This window comes from Streptomyces sp. NPDC057136 (genome assembly GCF_042670885.1).
In the GTDB taxonomy this organism is placed as follows: Bacteria; Actinomycetota; Actinomycetes; order Streptomycetales; family Streptomycetaceae; genus Streptomyces.
On sequence record NZ_JBHUUV010000076.1, the window covers coordinates 1 to 14,332 of the forward strand.

13 protein-coding genes and 1 riboswitch are annotated in these 14,332 nt (G+C 68.1%); of the genes, 2 read left to right on the forward strand and 11 right to left on the reverse strand.

The window, feature by feature from the left end; genetic code table 11:
• The first annotated feature begins 280 nt into the window (after window positions 1–280).
• The gene (locus tag ACFT7S_RS38160; protein ID WP_185302003.1) at window positions 281–487 is read left to right on the forward strand and encodes a DUF5999 family protein; all 207 of its coding nucleotides are present in this window, start codon (window positions 281–283) and stop codon (window positions 485–487) included.
• A gap of 85 nt (window positions 488–572) precedes the next feature.
• Here ACFT7S_RS38160 and gcvP read toward each other — a convergent pair whose 3' ends face one another.
• Window positions 573–3,458 (reverse strand): aminomethyl-transferring glycine dehydrogenase, encoded by a 2,886-nt coding sequence (gene gcvP, locus ACFT7S_RS38165; RefSeq protein WP_382741018.1) that lies wholly within the window; start codon window positions 3,456–3,458, stop codon window positions 573–575.
• 192 nt (window positions 3,459–3,650) lie between these two features.
• A riboswitch (glycine riboswitch) is annotated at window positions 3,651–3,747 on the reverse strand.
• Between the two features lie 120 nt (window positions 3,748–3,867).
• On the opposite strand from gcvP, the gene ACFT7S_RS38170 reads away from it, so the two are divergent.
• Complete coding sequence (locus ACFT7S_RS38170; RefSeq protein WP_382741021.1) at window positions 3,868–4,248, forward strand: PRC-barrel domain-containing protein; 381 nt, start codon at window positions 3,868–3,870, stop codon at window positions 4,246–4,248.
• On the opposite strand, the gene ACFT7S_RS38175 is transcribed toward ACFT7S_RS38170, so the two are convergent.
• From ACFT7S_RS38175 to ACFT7S_RS38220, 10 genes are all read right to left on the reverse strand, one after another.
• On the reverse strand, window positions 4,173–5,618 hold the full coding sequence (locus tag ACFT7S_RS38175) for a DNA polymerase IV (protein ID WP_382741024.1): 1,446 nt from the start codon (window positions 5,616–5,618) through the stop codon (window positions 4,173–4,175). The genes ACFT7S_RS38170 and ACFT7S_RS38175 overlap by 76 nt on opposite strands.
• Before the next feature lie 78 nt (window positions 5,619–5,696).
• A complete protein-coding gene (locus tag ACFT7S_RS38180; RefSeq protein ID WP_382741026.1) occupies window positions 5,697–6,308 on the reverse strand; it encodes a MerR family transcriptional regulator in 612 nt (203 codons plus the stop codon).
• Window positions 6,309–6,476: 168 nt separating this feature from the next.
• Window positions 6,477–6,950 (reverse strand): bifunctional nuclease family protein, encoded by a 474-nt coding sequence (locus tag ACFT7S_RS38185; RefSeq protein ID WP_014044725.1) that lies wholly within the window; start codon window positions 6,948–6,950, stop codon window positions 6,477–6,479.
• Window positions 6,951–7,003: 53 nt separating this feature from the next.
• Entirely contained in the window at window positions 7,004–7,747 is a 744-nt protein-coding gene (locus ACFT7S_RS38190) for a MerR family transcriptional regulator (RefSeq protein ID WP_382741030.1), read from the reverse strand.
• 41 nt (window positions 7,748–7,788) lie between these two features.
• Window positions 7,789–8,586, reverse strand: a complete 798-nt coding sequence (locus ACFT7S_RS38195; protein WP_382741032.1) for an FHA domain-containing protein — start codon at window positions 8,584–8,586, stop codon at window positions 7,789–7,791.
• 190 nt (window positions 8,587–8,776) lie between these two features.
• Window positions 8,777–9,571, reverse strand: a complete 795-nt coding sequence (locus tag ACFT7S_RS38200) for a DUF881 domain-containing protein (RefSeq protein ID WP_382741035.1) — start codon at window positions 9,569–9,571, stop codon at window positions 8,777–8,779.
• A 5-nt stretch (window positions 9,572–9,576) separates the two neighbouring features.
• The gene (locus tag ACFT7S_RS38205; RefSeq protein WP_003970459.1) at window positions 9,577–9,909 is read right to left on the reverse strand and encodes a small basic family protein; all 333 of its coding nucleotides are present in this window, start codon (window positions 9,907–9,909) and stop codon (window positions 9,577–9,579) included.
• Window positions 9,906–10,826, reverse strand: coding sequence for a DUF881 domain-containing protein (locus ACFT7S_RS38210; RefSeq protein WP_382741038.1), 921 nt, complete (start codon window positions 10,824–10,826; stop codon window positions 9,906–9,908). The genes ACFT7S_RS38205 and ACFT7S_RS38210 overlap by 4 nt, the downstream gene beginning before the upstream one ends.
• A gap of 97 nt (window positions 10,827–10,923) precedes the next feature.
• Window positions 10,924–13,419, reverse strand: coding sequence for a sugar phosphate nucleotidyltransferase (locus tag ACFT7S_RS38215; protein WP_382741041.1), 2,496 nt, complete (start codon window positions 13,417–13,419; stop codon window positions 10,924–10,926).
• A 111-nt stretch (window positions 13,420–13,530) separates the two neighbouring features.
• Window positions 13,531–14,139, reverse strand: coding sequence for a CDP-alcohol phosphatidyltransferase family protein (locus tag ACFT7S_RS38220; RefSeq protein ID WP_382741044.1), 609 nt, complete (start codon window positions 14,137–14,139; stop codon window positions 13,531–13,533).
• Window positions 14,140–14,332 lie beyond the last annotated feature (193 nt).

Below are 14,332 nucleotides of genomic sequence, written 5' to 3' on the forward strand. Positions count from 1 at the left end.
GTGGGGTCCCGGCCACCGGGACCCCACGGCGGGGGCGCACTCCTGCCCGTCCGGCCTAGTCCGTACGGGCCACCCCGAACCACCCGAAGAGACAGTGGAGTTACGGTGAACCGCCCGGCCGGGTGATGCGTCATGAGAGTAGGACAAGAGCTGCCGCGAAATCCCTGCGGAATGACGCCCGTGGGGCAACACTGGGACCGGACCGACTGATACGGGGGCGGCCATGAACACACCGTCAAGCCGCAGGACATTCAACTCAACGCAGCGAAAGAACCCAGCCATGTGCCAGCACCAGCCACCCTGCCCGTCCGCCGACTCCGCCGACCGGGAAGCCGCGCGCCTCACGGCACATCACCCGGAGCAGGGCTGGAGCCTCCTGTGCAACGGCGTCCTGCTCTTCGAGGACACCGGCGAGCTGCTGCCGGACGGGCAGATCATCGCACCGCACCGGCCGCTGGAGACCGGCCGGATCATGAAAGCCGCCTGACAGCGGCCGTACGAACTGGGGCCGGCCGGAGAAGTCTCCGCACCGGCCCCGACGCATGTCCGCGTCACGCTCTACCGCACATGCCTCAGTTGTCGTACTCGTCCAGCGGCGGGCAGGAGCAGACCAGATTACGGTCGCCGAAGGCACCGTCGATCCGGCGCACCGGCGGCCAGTACTTGTCCGCGGCCGATACGCCGGCCGGGAAGACGGCCTGTTCGCGGCTGTAGCCGTGCGCCCACTCGCCACCGAGCGCCGCCGCCGTGTGCGGGGCGTTGCTCAGCGGGTTGTCGTCCGCGCTCCACTCACCGGACGCGACCTTCTCGATCTCGCCGCGAATGGCGATCATCGTGTCGCAGAAGCGGTCGAGCTCCGCGAGGTTCTCGCTCTCGGTCGGCTCGATCATCAGCGTCCCGGCCACCGGGAACGACATGGTCGGCGAGTGGAAGCCGTAGTCGATCAGGCGCTTGGCCACGTCGTCGATGCTGACCCCGGTCGCCTTGGAGATCGGCCGCAGATCGACGATGCACTCGTGCGCGACCAGACCGGCCGGGCCGTTGTACAGGATCGGGTAGTGCGGTTCGAGCCGCTTGGCGATGTAGTTGGCGGCGAGCACGGCCACCTGCGTGGCCCGCTTGAGGCCCTCTCCGCCCATCAGACGCACATACGCCCAGGAGATGGGCAGAATGCCGGCCGAGCCCCACGGCGCGGCCGAGATCGGGCCCACACCGGTCTCCGGGCCGGCGGCGGGCTGGAGCGGGTGGTTCGGGAGGTACGGCGCGAGGTGCGCGCGCACACCGACCGGGCCGACGCCCGGACCGCCGCCGCCGTGCGGGATGCAGAAGGTCTTGTGCAGATTCAGGTGCGAGACGTCGCCGCCGAACTTGCCGGGCTTCGCCAGGCCGACCAGCGCGTTGAGGTTGGCGCCGTCGACGTACACCTGGCCGCCCGCGTCGTGGACCTCGCCGCAGATGTCCGCGACGTGCTCCTCGAAGACACCGTGCGTCGAGGGGTACGTGATCATGAGCACGGCGAGCTCGTCGCGGTGCTTCTCGATCTTCGCGCGCAGGTCCTCGACATCGACCTCGCCGTCGTCGGCGGTCTTCACCACGACGACCGTCATGCCGGCCATCACGGCGCTCGCGGCATTGGTGCCGTGCGCCGACGAGGGGATCAGGCAGACCGTGCGCTGCTCGTCGCCGTTGGCCCGGTGATAGGCGCGGACGGCCAGCAGACCGGCGAACTCGCCCTGCGAGCCCGCGTTCGGCTGGATGGAGACGGCGTCGTAACCCGTGACCTCGGCGAGGCGCTCCTCCAGCTCACGGATCAGGGTCAGAAAGCCCTGAGCCTGCTCGGCCGGCGCGAAGGGGTGCAGCGCGCCGAACTCGGGCCAGGTGATCGACTCCATCTCCGTGGTCGCGTTCAGCTTCATGGTGCAGGAGCCGAGCGGGATCATGCCGCGGTCCAGCGCGTAGTCGCGGTCGGCCAGCTTGCGCAGGTAGCGCAGCATCGCCGTCTCGGAACGGTGCTGGTGGAACACGGGGTGGGTCAGGATCGAGTCGGTGCGCAGCAGCCCCTCGGGCAGCGTGTCGGCGGCAACCGCGTCCAGCGCCTCGATGTCACCGTCGGCGCCGAAGGCGGCCCAGACGGCGGCGATCTGTGTACGGGTCGTGGTCTCGTCGCAGGCGAGCGAGACCAGGTCGCCGTCGACGAGCCGCAGGTTCACTCCGCGCTCACGGGCATCCGCGACGATCTCCGCGGCCTTGCCGGGAACCCGCACGGTGATCGTGTCGAAGTAGGAACCGTGCACCACATCGACGTCGGCGGCCCGCAGGCCCTCGGCGAGGATCGTGGCGTAGCGGTGCGTGCGCAGGGCGATCGTCCGCAGCCCGTCGGGGCCGTGGTAGACGGCGTACATCCCGGCCATCACCGCGAGGAGCACCTGAGCGGTACAGATGTTGCTGGTGGCCTTCTCGCGGCGGATGTGCTGCTCGCGGGTCTGGAGGGCCAGGCGGTAGGCCTTGTTGCCGTCCGCGTCCACGGAGACACCGACCAGGCGGCCGGGCAGGGAGCGGGCGAACTTCTCGCGTACGGCCATGAAGCCCGCGTGCGGTCCGCCGAAGCCCATCGGCACACCGAAACGCTGCGTGGTGCCGACCGCGATGTCCGCGCCGAGCTCGCCGGGCGAGGTGAGCAGGGTCAGGGCCAGCAGGTCGGCGGCGACGGTGACGATCGCACCGAGCTCGTGGGCCTGCTCGATGACGGGCTTGATGTCCCGGACGGCCCCGGAGGCGCCCGGGTACTGGAGCAGCACGCCGAAGACACCGCGCTCGGCGACGTCCGCGGGGATGCCCTCACCGAGGTCGGCCACGACGACCTCGACACCGGTCGGCTCCGCACGGGTCTCTATCACCGCGACGGTCTGCGGCAGGGTGTCCGCGTCGACCAGGAAGACGCCGTTCTTGACCTTGCCGACGCGCCGCGCCAGCGCCATGGCCTCGGCGGCGGCGGTGCCCTCGTCGAGCAGGGAGGCGCCCGAGGTCGGCAGCCCGGTCAGCTCGGCGACCATGGTCTGGAAGTTGAGGAGCGCCTCGAGGCGGCCCTGGGAGATCTCTGGCTGGTACGGGGTGTACGCCGTGTACCAGGCCGGGTTCTCCATGACGTTGCGGAGGATCACCGGCGGGGTGAAGGTGCCGTAGTAGCCGAGCCCGATCATCGGGGCGAGCACCTGGTTGCGGTCGGCGAGGGAGCGCAGCTCGGCCAGAACCTCGGCCTCGGTGCGGGCGGCGGGGAGCCGCAGCGCCTCGGCACTCCTGATCACGTCGGGCACCGCGGCGGCGGTGAGCTCGTCGAGGGAGCCATAGCCGACCTGGGCGAGCATCTTCGCCTGAGCCTCGCCATCGGGCCCGATGTGGCGCTGCTCGAAGGGAATGCCCTGCTCCAGCTGGGAGAGCGGAGTGCGACGGGGGGTCATGATGGAGGCCTCCTGGTCTGTCACGACCTGCGAGGGGCACCACGGCGTGGGTGCCCGAACGGCCTCCCCCTCTGTCATCTCAACCTGAGAGCTTCACCGGCCGCCCAAGGCGAACCGGCTTTCACCGTCGGTGAGGAAGGGGCCCGTGCCGGCATGTGCCCGTACGAGTCCCGTCCTGCTTTCCAGAGTGACCTCAACCGTGCGGTACGGGGGCCTGAGAGATTCCGGGGAGGATTTGCTCCTTCGGCGCCCTCCGGGTCTCACCGAAGGACTCTCCCGCACGGGGTCAGCAGCCAATGCCAGCGTACCAGCGGGCACACTCCGACTGTCTCGAGTGGCCGACGCCCCCGATCTGCACTTTCGTAGTGCTTGTGGAGTAATGGGGGGACCACCCTCAGTTGTGGCGACCATGGGAGGCACCGTGCAGACCGATATCGATCCGCGCAGCCTGATCGGCCGCAAGGCATTCGACCGCAAGGGCGCCAAGATCGGAACGGTGGATGAGGTCTATCTCGACGACGCGACCGGTGTGCCCGAGTGGGCGGCCGTCCGTACCGGGCTCTTCAGCAGGGATGCCTTCGTTCCGCTGGAGCCGAGCGAATTCGTCGAGGACTCGCTGCGCGTCCCCTTCGACCGCGCGTTGATCAAGGACGCGCCGGACTTCGGCGTCGGACGGCATCTCTCACCGGAGCAGGAGCTGCAGCTCTACCGCCACTACGGGCTGGACTCGCCGCCCGAGGAGCCGGCTCCGGACCGGGACTTCGGCAGGCTGGCGGGCCAGGAGGAGTAGTCCACGGGGTCCTTCACAAGCGGCAGTGGCTCGGCCGGCTGAAGCTCCGGGTCGTCGATGCGGAAGGTGCGCACCCGGCCCGGGGGATCGCCCGGCTCCTCGAAGCGCACCGTTACCCGGCCCACGCCGCTGCCCTGGACCCAACCGTGGCCGTAGGTCTCGTGCCGTACGTCGTGTCCCGAGGGCCAGCGCCGTACGGCGAGCTGCTCGGGGGTCTCCTCAGCGGCTTCCTCGATGGCTTCCACCTGCTCCTCACCGGCGCCGGTCCCCTCGGGGCCCTTGGCGGCGCTGAGCGCGTCGGCGGCCTGCGCGAACAGATCCTCCTGGGTGAAGTCCGCCAGCCCCGTGACGCCCACTCCGAGCAGCCGCACGCCCCCGGTGGTGTCGACGGCCTCCAGCAGCCGTGCGGCGGCCTCCCTGATGACGGTGGGATCGTCCGTGGGTCCCCGCAGCGTCTCGGAGCGGGTGAGCGTCGAGAAGTCGTAGCGCCGCACCTTCAGCACGACGGTCCGCCCCGAGCGCTCCGCAGCCCGCAACCGTCGGACACACCGGTCCGCGAGCCGTTCCACCTCGGTCCTGACACGCACACGGTCGTGCAGGTCCACATCGAAGGTGTCCTCGACCGACACGGACTTGGTGTCGCGCTCCGCCACCACGGGCCGGTCGTCGTGCCCAAGAGCCATGAGGTGCAGCGAGGCCCCGTGCGCCTTGCCCAGCAGCCGTACGAGCTCCGCCTCACCGGCATCGGCCAGATCGCGGACGGTCGTCATCCCGGCCCGTCGCAGATGGTCTCCGGTGGCCGGCCCGACGCCCGGCAGGATGCGCACGGACATGGGCGCCAGGAGTTCCCGTTCGCTACCCGGCTCGATGAGTACGAGCCCGTCCGGCTTGGCCTCCTCCGAGGCGATCTTGGCGAGCATCTTGCACCCGGCCAGACCGACGGAACCGGTGAGTCCGGTGACGTCCCTGATCGCCGTACGCAGCTGCTCGCCGATCCCGCGCGCCGAGGCCGAATCGTCGGCGACGCCTCCGGCCTCCAGATCGACGAACGCCTCGTCCAGGCTGAGCGGCTCCACCAGGGGCGACATACGCCCCAGGAGCCCCATCACCTGGTCGCTCACCGTCCTGTACAGGGTGAAGCGCGGCACCAGGTAGGCGGCGTTGGGCGCGAGCCTGCGGGCCTGCGCCATCGGCATCGCCGAGTGGACCCCGAAGCGCCGCGCCTCGTACGAGGCAGTGGCCACGACCCCGCGCGGCCCGAGCCCGCCCACCACCACCGGCTTGCCGCGCAGGCTCGGCTTCGCCGCCTGCTCCGCGGAGGCGTAGAAGGCATCCATGTCCAGATGCAGAATGGTGGGCGCGGCTCTCACATCAATCGATGCTGCCCCATGGCACTGACAATCGGCCTGCCCGGCGCCCCTGAGGGCCCGGGCAGTGCCCCTCGCTGCTCACCCGGCGCGGTTGCGCCGCCTGGCCAGTTCGTCGGCGGGGTTGTTGCCGATCAGTGTCTCGCCCGTATCGACCCGCTCGCCGTGCAGCTGGGACAGGGCCGCGTCCACGTCACGCCAGACAACACCGACGGCGATACCGAAGACGCCCTGGCCGCCTTGGAGGAGCTTCACGACCTCGTCGGGCGAGGAACACTCGTAGACCGTCGCGCCGTCGCTCATCAGCGTCATACGTTCGAGATCCTGAAATCCGCGGGCCCTCAGATGCTGGACCGTGCTGCGGATGTTCTGCAGAGCGACGCCCGTGTCCAGGAATCGCTTCACGATCTTGAGGAGGACCACGTCCCGGAAACTGTAGAGGCGCTGGGTCCCCGACCCGTATGCCGGACGCACACTGGGCTCGACCAGCCCCGTACGCGCCCAGTAGTCGAGCTGCCGATAGGTGATGCCCGCCGCCGCGCACGCGGTCGGACCCCGGTAGCCGATGTCGCCCACCACTGTCACGCCGTCCGCCACCACCGGTTGAACCGGCTGCCTGATGGTGTGGTCGGCTGCACTGCCCTGCTGCGGATACGGCCCGCCCGCCACCGTACCGTCGCCGCTGCTTCTCACGCCGACCTCCGTCCTTGACCTGCCCTCTCGAAGGTAGGCAGTCACTCGGGGTGCGTCAACGATCGCCACACTCGGCACGCCGAGTGATAATCACCCAGAGGGTGGTTTCCCGTGACTCGCTACCGGGAACGGCTTGTCGGATGCGCTGACAGCACCCCTGCAGGACAGTCACTGGCTATTGGTATCGAAATCCTCCGGCGAGATCTGGTCGAGGAACTCGCGGAATTTCTCCACCTCGTCCTCCTGCTCGTCAGGGATCGCGATCCCCGCATCGTCCAGCACCCCGTCACTGCCGTAGATCGGCGTGCCGGTGCGCAGGGCGAGCGCTATGGCGTCGGACGGCCGCGCGCTCACCTCGACCCCGCTCGCGAAGACCAGCTCCGCGTAGAAGACCCCTTCTCGGAGGTCCGTGATACGGACCTCGGTGAGCTCCTGGCCCACGGCCTCGAGCACATCCTTGAAGAGATCATGGGTCAGCGGCCTGGCCGGAGCCATGCCCTGCTGGGCGAAGGCGATCGCTGTCGCCTCGCCGGGACCGATCCAAATGGGGAGGTACCGGTCGCCTCCCACTTCACGCAGGAGCACGATCGGTTGATTGGAGGGCATTTCCACCCGGACACCCACAACGTCGAGCTCGTTCACACAGCAACCCTAGGACGTGCTCGCCATGTTTGGGTAGTCGGGCTCCGCCAAGGTCAGTGGAGCCGGATGCCGAGAGCCGTCTGCACAAGCGCCGAGTGAAGCCGTACGGAGAGCTCGGCCAGCTCTTTCGCGGTGGCCTCGGCATGGGCTCTGGTCTGCGGATTCCTGTGCCGGCGCAGGGGCGCCACCACCTGCTCGACGAGCCCCGCCTCACGATCCGCGGCCGCTCGCATGGCCCTCAGATGCCGAGGTTCCAGGCCGAATCGGCCCAGATCCGCCACAAGTTTTGCCACGGTGACCATCTCGGCGTCGTAGGCGCCTTCCCGAGTGGACGAGATCAGCCCGTACGACTCCCACTCGTCGAGCTGGTCCTCGGTGACCTCGGCGGCGGCAAGGAGCTCGGAACGCCCGATCCTGGCCGCTGTCGCCCGGTCCGGGTCGGAGCCCCAGGAACCGTCACCGAGATCCCGCTGGCCTCCGGCGGCCGACAGGGCGACGTTCTCACCTCGGGCCAGGGCGTCCAGATGACCGCGGATGACCTTGAGCGGAAGGTAGTGGTCCCGCTGCATCCGCAGGACCTGAGCCAGCCGCTCGACATCGGCGGAGCTGAACTTCCGGTATCCGGAAGGAGTCCGCTGCGGCTCGATCAGCCCTTCGGTCTCCAGGAACCGGATCTTGGAGATGGTGACTTCCGGAAACTCGTCGCGCAGCTGAAGGAGCACCGTGCCGATGCTCATGGCTCGCTCGTCCGCAGCGGCGGTGCCGTGACCGGCACCGCCCATGGATGTTGGCAGCATGGACCTTCCTGGGGTCCCCCCGGACGGAGCCCGGGGGAGGGTCACACGCCCCGCTGGCTCGCGTAGAAGACCAGCCGGTACTTGCCGATCTGGACTTCGTCGCCGTTGGTCAGCGGAACGGAATCAATGCGCTCACGGTTGACATACGTGCCATTGAGGCTGCCTACATCCCCCACCGTGAAACTACCGTCGGGGTTCCTGCGGAACTCGACATGACGCCGCGACACGGTCACGTCGTCGAGGAAGATGTCGCTCTGCGGGTGACGGCCCGCCGTCGTCAGGTCGCCGTCCAGGAGGAATCGGCTGCCCGAGTTCGGACCTCGGCGCACCACCAGCAGCGCGGAACCCGCCGGGAGCGCGTCGACGGCGGCCTGGGCCTCCGGCGACAGCGAGGGAAGCATGGTCTGACCCGTAGCCTCCGCCTCGTACGCCTCGAGACCGGAGATCGAGATGGTCGACGTCGTCTCGGAAGCCCGCTCCGGCACCCCGCCCCTCAGTGGCGCACCGCAGTTGGAACAGAATCGGCTGGCCTCGGCGTTGCGATGCCCGCACCTCGCGCAAACCGGCATGGAGGAACCCTCCGGGGCGTGGGTAAACCCTCCACCCGTACTTGAGGCTGATGGTTCACCGAAACCTATGCGTCCGGCACCGGCAGGGTCAACAGACGACGCGCCGGGCGCGCCCGAAATGTCACCGGCGGAACCGGACACTTCGTCACGGAAGAGCGGGCGGTCCACGCCCTGCTCCTCGCCCTGGCCATGCCGCGGAGCGCGGTGGCGGGCAGCGCTGTTGCTGTCCTCGCGTGCACTCTTTCCGAACAACTTCGCAAACAACTTCACGGGCGTTTCCCCTTGACCGACATAGACCCGCCCGTGGGGCAGGACGAACCCTGAATGAACACACCTGCCGACCCGGACATCTTCACAACGTCCGTAGCCACTCGACAGTTTCCACCACGCGCCACGAATACGATGCGCCGACCCCCCGGAACCTCATCCCCGTGTCCCCCTGCGCCCATGCGCCACGGCCTCACTGGGGCGACGACCGAGCGTAGCCAGGCCGCTTCGGCGGTCGCAAGGCATCCACGACGATGTCGTCGGCCCGTTCCACCTGAGCGGTGGCCTGCTCCTTCTCCAGCGTCTGCACGACTCCGCCGGGGATGTTCAGTGCCGGCTCCAGGTCCTGCGGCTTGCCGATGACCTTGAACTCGTACGGTGGCGCGATCTTGCGGCCGTCGACCTCAATCGCTCCCCCGTCACCGGAGAAGTACGTACTGGCCACCACACGGACACCGTCGACCTCGATCGCCTCGGCACCGGCCGCCCGCAGCTCCTGAATGGCGTCGAGCAGCATGTCCGCCTCGACCGCGCCGCTCGGGTCGCTGATGGTCAGCAGGATGCCGGGGCCGTGCGCCGCCACGGTGCCCGCGAGGATACCGAGCTGCCGTTCCTTCTCGAGTGTCTGTTTCCGGGCCTCTTCCGCCTGGTCGGAGCTGTTCTCGAGCTCCGTGCGCTGATCGTCGAGACGCTGTTTCTCGTCCTCGAGCCGCTGGGTCCGGTCGTCGACCTCGTCGAGGATACGGACCAGGTCCTCCTGGCGGGCGCCCCGCAGCGCACTGTTGTCGCTGTTCGACCTGACCTGGATGGCCAGCCCCAGCCCGAGGACGAACAGCAGCAGGGCGACGATGAGTTGGGCGCGGCTGACCCGTGGCGGCCAGAGCCCGGCCATCAGCCGCTGGCGCCCGGAGAGCACCTTGGGTGCGGGTGCGTCGACCGGCTGCTCGCCGGTGCGCTCCTCGCCGCTGGGGGTTGCTTCGTTACTCATCGGCCTCAAGCCCGGAAGACGTGCCGGCGGATTGCGGCGGCGTTGGAGAAGATCCGGATGCCGAGCACCACCACCACACCGGTGGAGAGCTGGGCCCCGACACCCAGTTTGTCGCCGAGGAACACGATCAGAGCGGCTACCACCACGTTCGAGAGGAACGAGACCACGAAGACCTTGTCCACGAAGATTCCGTCCAGCATGGCCCGCAGGCCACCGAAGACGGCGTCAAGCGCGGCGACGACGGCGATCGGCAGGTAGGGCTCGACCACCGCCGGCACCTCGGGCCGGACCAACAGTCCGACCACGACTCCCACGACGAGGCCCAGTACGGCGATCACGATGTGCCCTTCCCTGTATCTGCCGCACCACTGCCGGTGTCTGCGGCCTTCGGCTCTGCTGTGCGCACGATCAGGCTCGGCGCAGCGGGCAGGCGCAGCTTCTCCTGATCGGAAATGCTGGTACGGATGTCGAAACTCTCCTGGAGCGCGTGGAGATACTGACCGTCAGCACTGTCCTGGAACGCTGTGCTCAGCCTCTTGCCGTCCCCCACCGCGAGCACGGTGTACGGCGGTACGAGTGGTCGGTTGTCGACCAGTATGGCGTCGCCCGCCGCGCGGATCGCCGAAAGTGCGGTCAGCCGCTGTCCGTTGATGGCGACCGCCTCGGCACCGGACTGCCAGAGGCCGTTGACGACCCGTTGCATGTCCCGGTCCCGTACCCGCCCGGTGTCGGCGAAGCCCGTCGACTCACGCGGCCCGCCACCGCCCTGGTCGGTGTCCTCGGCGTCGTCGACGACGAGCTTCACCCCGGGTCCTTCGACCGCGGTCGCGCCGGAGAGCAGCGCGACCAGCTCGCCCTGGTCGCCACCGTGCTGTTCGAGGGCCCTGCGCTGCCGCTCGCCCACGTCCGTGCGCAGCTCCTCGACGTCGGACTCGAGGGCGTCGGCCGCGGTGGTCTCCGCATCGATACGGTCGATGAGCTCTTCGCGCTCCTTGGCCACCACAGGGGCCGAGATCCGCGCCTCCGCGGCACCGAGAGTCACTACGAGAGCGGCCACCACGAGACCTGCGGCGAGACCGAGCTTCGACTTGAGCGTACGGGGCAGACCCGCGCTCCCGTCGGCCTTACGGCGCGCGGAAGCCTCGGCGTATCCCTCATCGAGGCTGTGGTCCATCACATTGGTCAGCAGCGACATGGACGCGTCGGGGCGGGCAGGCGGAGAGGCGGTGCTCCGATCGGGGGACTGCTGCGACATGCCGCACATCGTCGCACGTCATTGCAGCTACCGCCGAATGGCCCCACCGGTGCACCGGGAGCGGTGCCGTGACAGCTCCCGGTGCACCGTACTCGGTTCAGTCGCCTGCGCTGTCCACGATGGCCGACCACTCATCGAGCAGCGCCTGCGACGACGCGTCGTCGGGGCCCTCCGCCCACAGATGAGTGACCGCTTCGGCCGGGTCGGGCAGCACCATCACCCAGCGCCCGTCGGCCTCGACGACGCGGACACCGTCCGTGGTGTCCACACTGCGTTCCCCCGCGGCCTCCACGACGCGACGCATGACGAGCCCCTTGACCGCCCAGGGCGTCGCCAGGTCGCGGCGCAGCACGTGAGCGCGGGGAATGCGGGCGTCGATCTGGCTGAGGGTGAGCTGGGTCCTCGCCACCAGGGCGAGCAGCCGGACGAACGCCGCCGAGCCGTCGAAAACACTGCTGAATTCGGGAACGATGAACCCGCCGCGCCCGTCTCCACCGAAGATGGTGTTCTCCTCGCGCCCCACCCGTGTCAGGTCGTCCGGCGATGTGGTCGTCCATTCGACCTGCGTGCCGTGGTACGCCGCCACCTGCTCCGCGACGCGCGTGGTCGTCACAGGCAGCGCCACCCGGCCACTGCGCCGCTCCGCGGCCACGAGGTCGAGCATCACAAGCAGCGCCCGGTCGTCCTCGATGATCCGGCCCAGTTCATCGACGAGAGAGAGACGTTCACCCACGGGGTCGAACCTCACCCCGAAGGCGGCCCGCGCGGAGGACACGATCTCGCCGAGCCGCACCAGTCCGGCCCGCCTGGTCTCGGCGGTCTCGGTGGGCCTGGACTCGTCGAGCCCGGGGTTGATGGTGAGCGCATCGACACCGAGACGCCCCAGCAGACTGGGCAGTACAAGCCCGGCGCTGCCGTTCGAGGCGTCGACGACGACCTTGAGGTTCGCGTCGGCGATGCCGGTCGTGTCTACGTTACGGAGCAGAGAACCCGTGTACGAGTCGAAGACGCTGGACGGGAAGTGCAGATCCCCGATCTCGCCGGGGAATGCCCTGCGGTACTCCTGGCGGGCGTAGACCCGGTCCAGCTTGCGTTGCAGCGCCTGGGAGAGGTCCGCTCCCCGTTCGTCGAAGAACATGATGTCGACCGAGTCGGGCACACCGGGAGACGTACGGATCATGATGCCGCCGGCGCTGCCGCGCGCAGTCTGCTGACGAGCCACGGGCAGGGGGACGTTCTCCAGGTCCCTGACATCGATCGCGCTCGTCTGCAGAGCCGAGATGACGGCTCGTTTCAGCGCTCGGGCGCCACGGGAGTGGTCACGTGCGGTCGTGACCGTCGCACCCTTCTTGAGGGTCGTGGCATAGGCGCCGGCGAGCCGTACGGCGAGCTCGGGAGTGATCTCGACGTTCAGGATGCCGGAGACACCACGAGCGCCGAAGAGATGGGCCTGTCCGCGCGACTCCCAGATCACCGAGGTGTTGACGAAGGCCCCGGCCTCGATCGTCTTGAACGGGTAGACCCGCACGTTCCCCTGAATGATCGATTCCTCACCGACCAGACATTCGTCGCCGATGACCGCACCGTCCTCGATGCGGGCAGCCCGCATGATGTCGGTGTTCTTTCCGATCACGCAGCCGCGCAGATTGCTGTGCTGGCCGATGTAGACGTTGTCGTGCACGACCGCCCGGTGCAGGAACGCACCGGACTTGACGACGACGTTGGACCCCACCACGGTGTGTTCGCGGATCTCGACGTCGGCCTCGACCTTGGCGTAGTCACCGATGTACAGGGGCCCGCGGAGTACGGCGTCGGGGTGCACTTCGGCGCCTTCGGCCACCCATACGCCCGGGGAGATCTCGAAGCCGTCGAGCTCGACGTCGACCTTGCGCTCCAGGACGTCGGCCTGAGCCTTCACATAGCTCTCGTGCGTGCCCACGTCCTCCCAGTAGCCCTCGGCGATATAGCCGTAGATCGGCTTGCCTTCCTTCATGAGCTGCGGGAAGACGTCTCCGGACCAGTCCACGGAGGTGTCCGCCTGGACGTAGTTGAACACCTCGGGCTCCATCACGTAGATGCCCGTGTTGACGGTGTCCGAGAAGACCTGTCCCCAGGTCGGCTTCTCCAGGAATCGTTCGACCTGTCCCTCTTCGTCCACGATCGTGATCCCGAATTCCAGAGGATTCGGGACCCGCGTCAGACAGACAGTGACAAGTCCGCCTTTCGCCTTGTGGAAGGCAATGAGATCGGTGAGGTCGAAGTCGGTGAGCGCGTCACCCGAGATGACAAGGAATGTGTCGTCCTTGAGAGCTTCCTCGGCGTTCTTCACACTCCCCGCTGTGCCGAGTGGCTTCTCCTCATTGGCATAGGTGAGTTCCATCCCGAGCTCTTCGCCGTCTCCGAAGTAGTTCTTCACGAGAGAGGCGAGGAACTGGACGGTTACGACGGTCTCATTGAGCCCATGCCGTTTGAGTAGCCGCAGCACGTGCTCCATGATGGGCCGATTGGCCACGGGCAGAAGCGGCTTGGGCATGCTTGAGGTCATGGGGCGAAGGCGAGTGCCTTCACCACCAGCCATCACGACGGCCTTCATGTCGGAAACGTCCTCCTTGAAGAGACGACGGTCAAGCCGACTTCGCCCGTCGGGGCATCATCCAGACATCAGTGCGGACCGGCAACGCTGCGCGGCACCGCATCAACGAGCTCAGTCGGCTACTTCATCCGCCTTGACGAGCCGGCGGACCTGGACCACGTAGAGAATCCCTGCCCACCAGTAGAGCGTTGTACCCCATCCGGCGAACGCCCATCCGAAAATGGCGGCCAACGTAGCCAGCCAACCACTTCCGTCACTGAGCAGCAACAAGGGGAAGGCATACATCAGGTTGAACGTGGCAGCCTTCCCCAGGAAGTTGACCTGGGGGGGCGGATAGCCGTGCCGGCGGAGGATAGCGACCATCACCAGCAGCATGAGCTCACGGGCGAGCAGTGCGGCTGTGAGCCAGAGCGGAAGGATCTCGCGCCAGGTCAGTCCGACAAGGGTCGAAAGAATGTAGAGACGGTCGGCCGCGGGGTCCAGGAGCCGCCCGAGGCTGCTGATCTGGTTCCACCGGCGGGCTAGCTTTCCGTCGAGGTAGTCACTGATGCCGCTGAGCATCAGCACCAGCAGGGCCCAGCCATCACTGTTGGGCCCGCCGAACTCGGGGCGAAGAATCAGCCACAGGAAGAGCGGGACCCCGGCAAGGCGAGCCATGCTGAGGATATTGGGGATGGTGAGGACCCGGTCCGTCTGAACCCGAGTCTCCTGGACCTCCACCCGGGGGCCTCCTGTGAAGAATGTGCCAATGATGCCCCCTGACCCTACCCTCAGCCACCGCGTACCGGTGCACAGGGGTATGCCGGAAGACAGTGACCTGAACGCAGAAAAGCCCCGTACCTTGCGGTACGGGGCTTTCCCGGAATAATTGTTCGGCGGCGTCCTACTCTCCCACAGGGTCCCCCCTGCAGTA

What these genes read in the sequence shown, in the direction of transcription:
- ACFT7S_RS38215 (WP_382741041.1), bottom strand. Translation starts at nt 13,419, where the DNA reads ATGAAGGCCGTCGTGATGGCTGGTGGTGAAGGCACTCGCCTTCGCCCC.
- ACFT7S_RS38160 (WP_185302003.1), top strand. Translation starts at nt 281, where the DNA reads ATGTGCCAGCACCAGCCACCCTGCCCGTCCGCCGACTCCGCCGACCGG.
- gcvP (WP_382741018.1), bottom strand. Translation starts at nt 3,458, where the DNA reads ATGACCCCCCGTCGCACTCCGCTCTCCCAGCTGGAGCAGGGCATTCCC.
- ACFT7S_RS38200 (WP_382741035.1), bottom strand. Translation starts at nt 9,571, where the DNA reads ATGAGTAACGAAGCAACCCCCAGCGGCGAGGAGCGCACCGGCGAGCAG.
- ACFT7S_RS38170 (WP_382741021.1), top strand. Translation starts at nt 3,868, where the DNA reads ATGGGAGGCACCGTGCAGACCGATATCGATCCGCGCAGCCTGATCGGC.
- ACFT7S_RS38190 (WP_382741030.1), bottom strand. Translation starts at nt 7,747, where the DNA reads ATGCTGCCAACATCCATGGGCGGTGCCGGTCACGGCACCGCCGCTGCG.
- ACFT7S_RS38210 (WP_382741038.1), bottom strand. Translation starts at nt 10,826, where the DNA reads ATGTCGCAGCAGTCCCCCGATCGGAGCACCGCCTCTCCGCCTGCCCGC.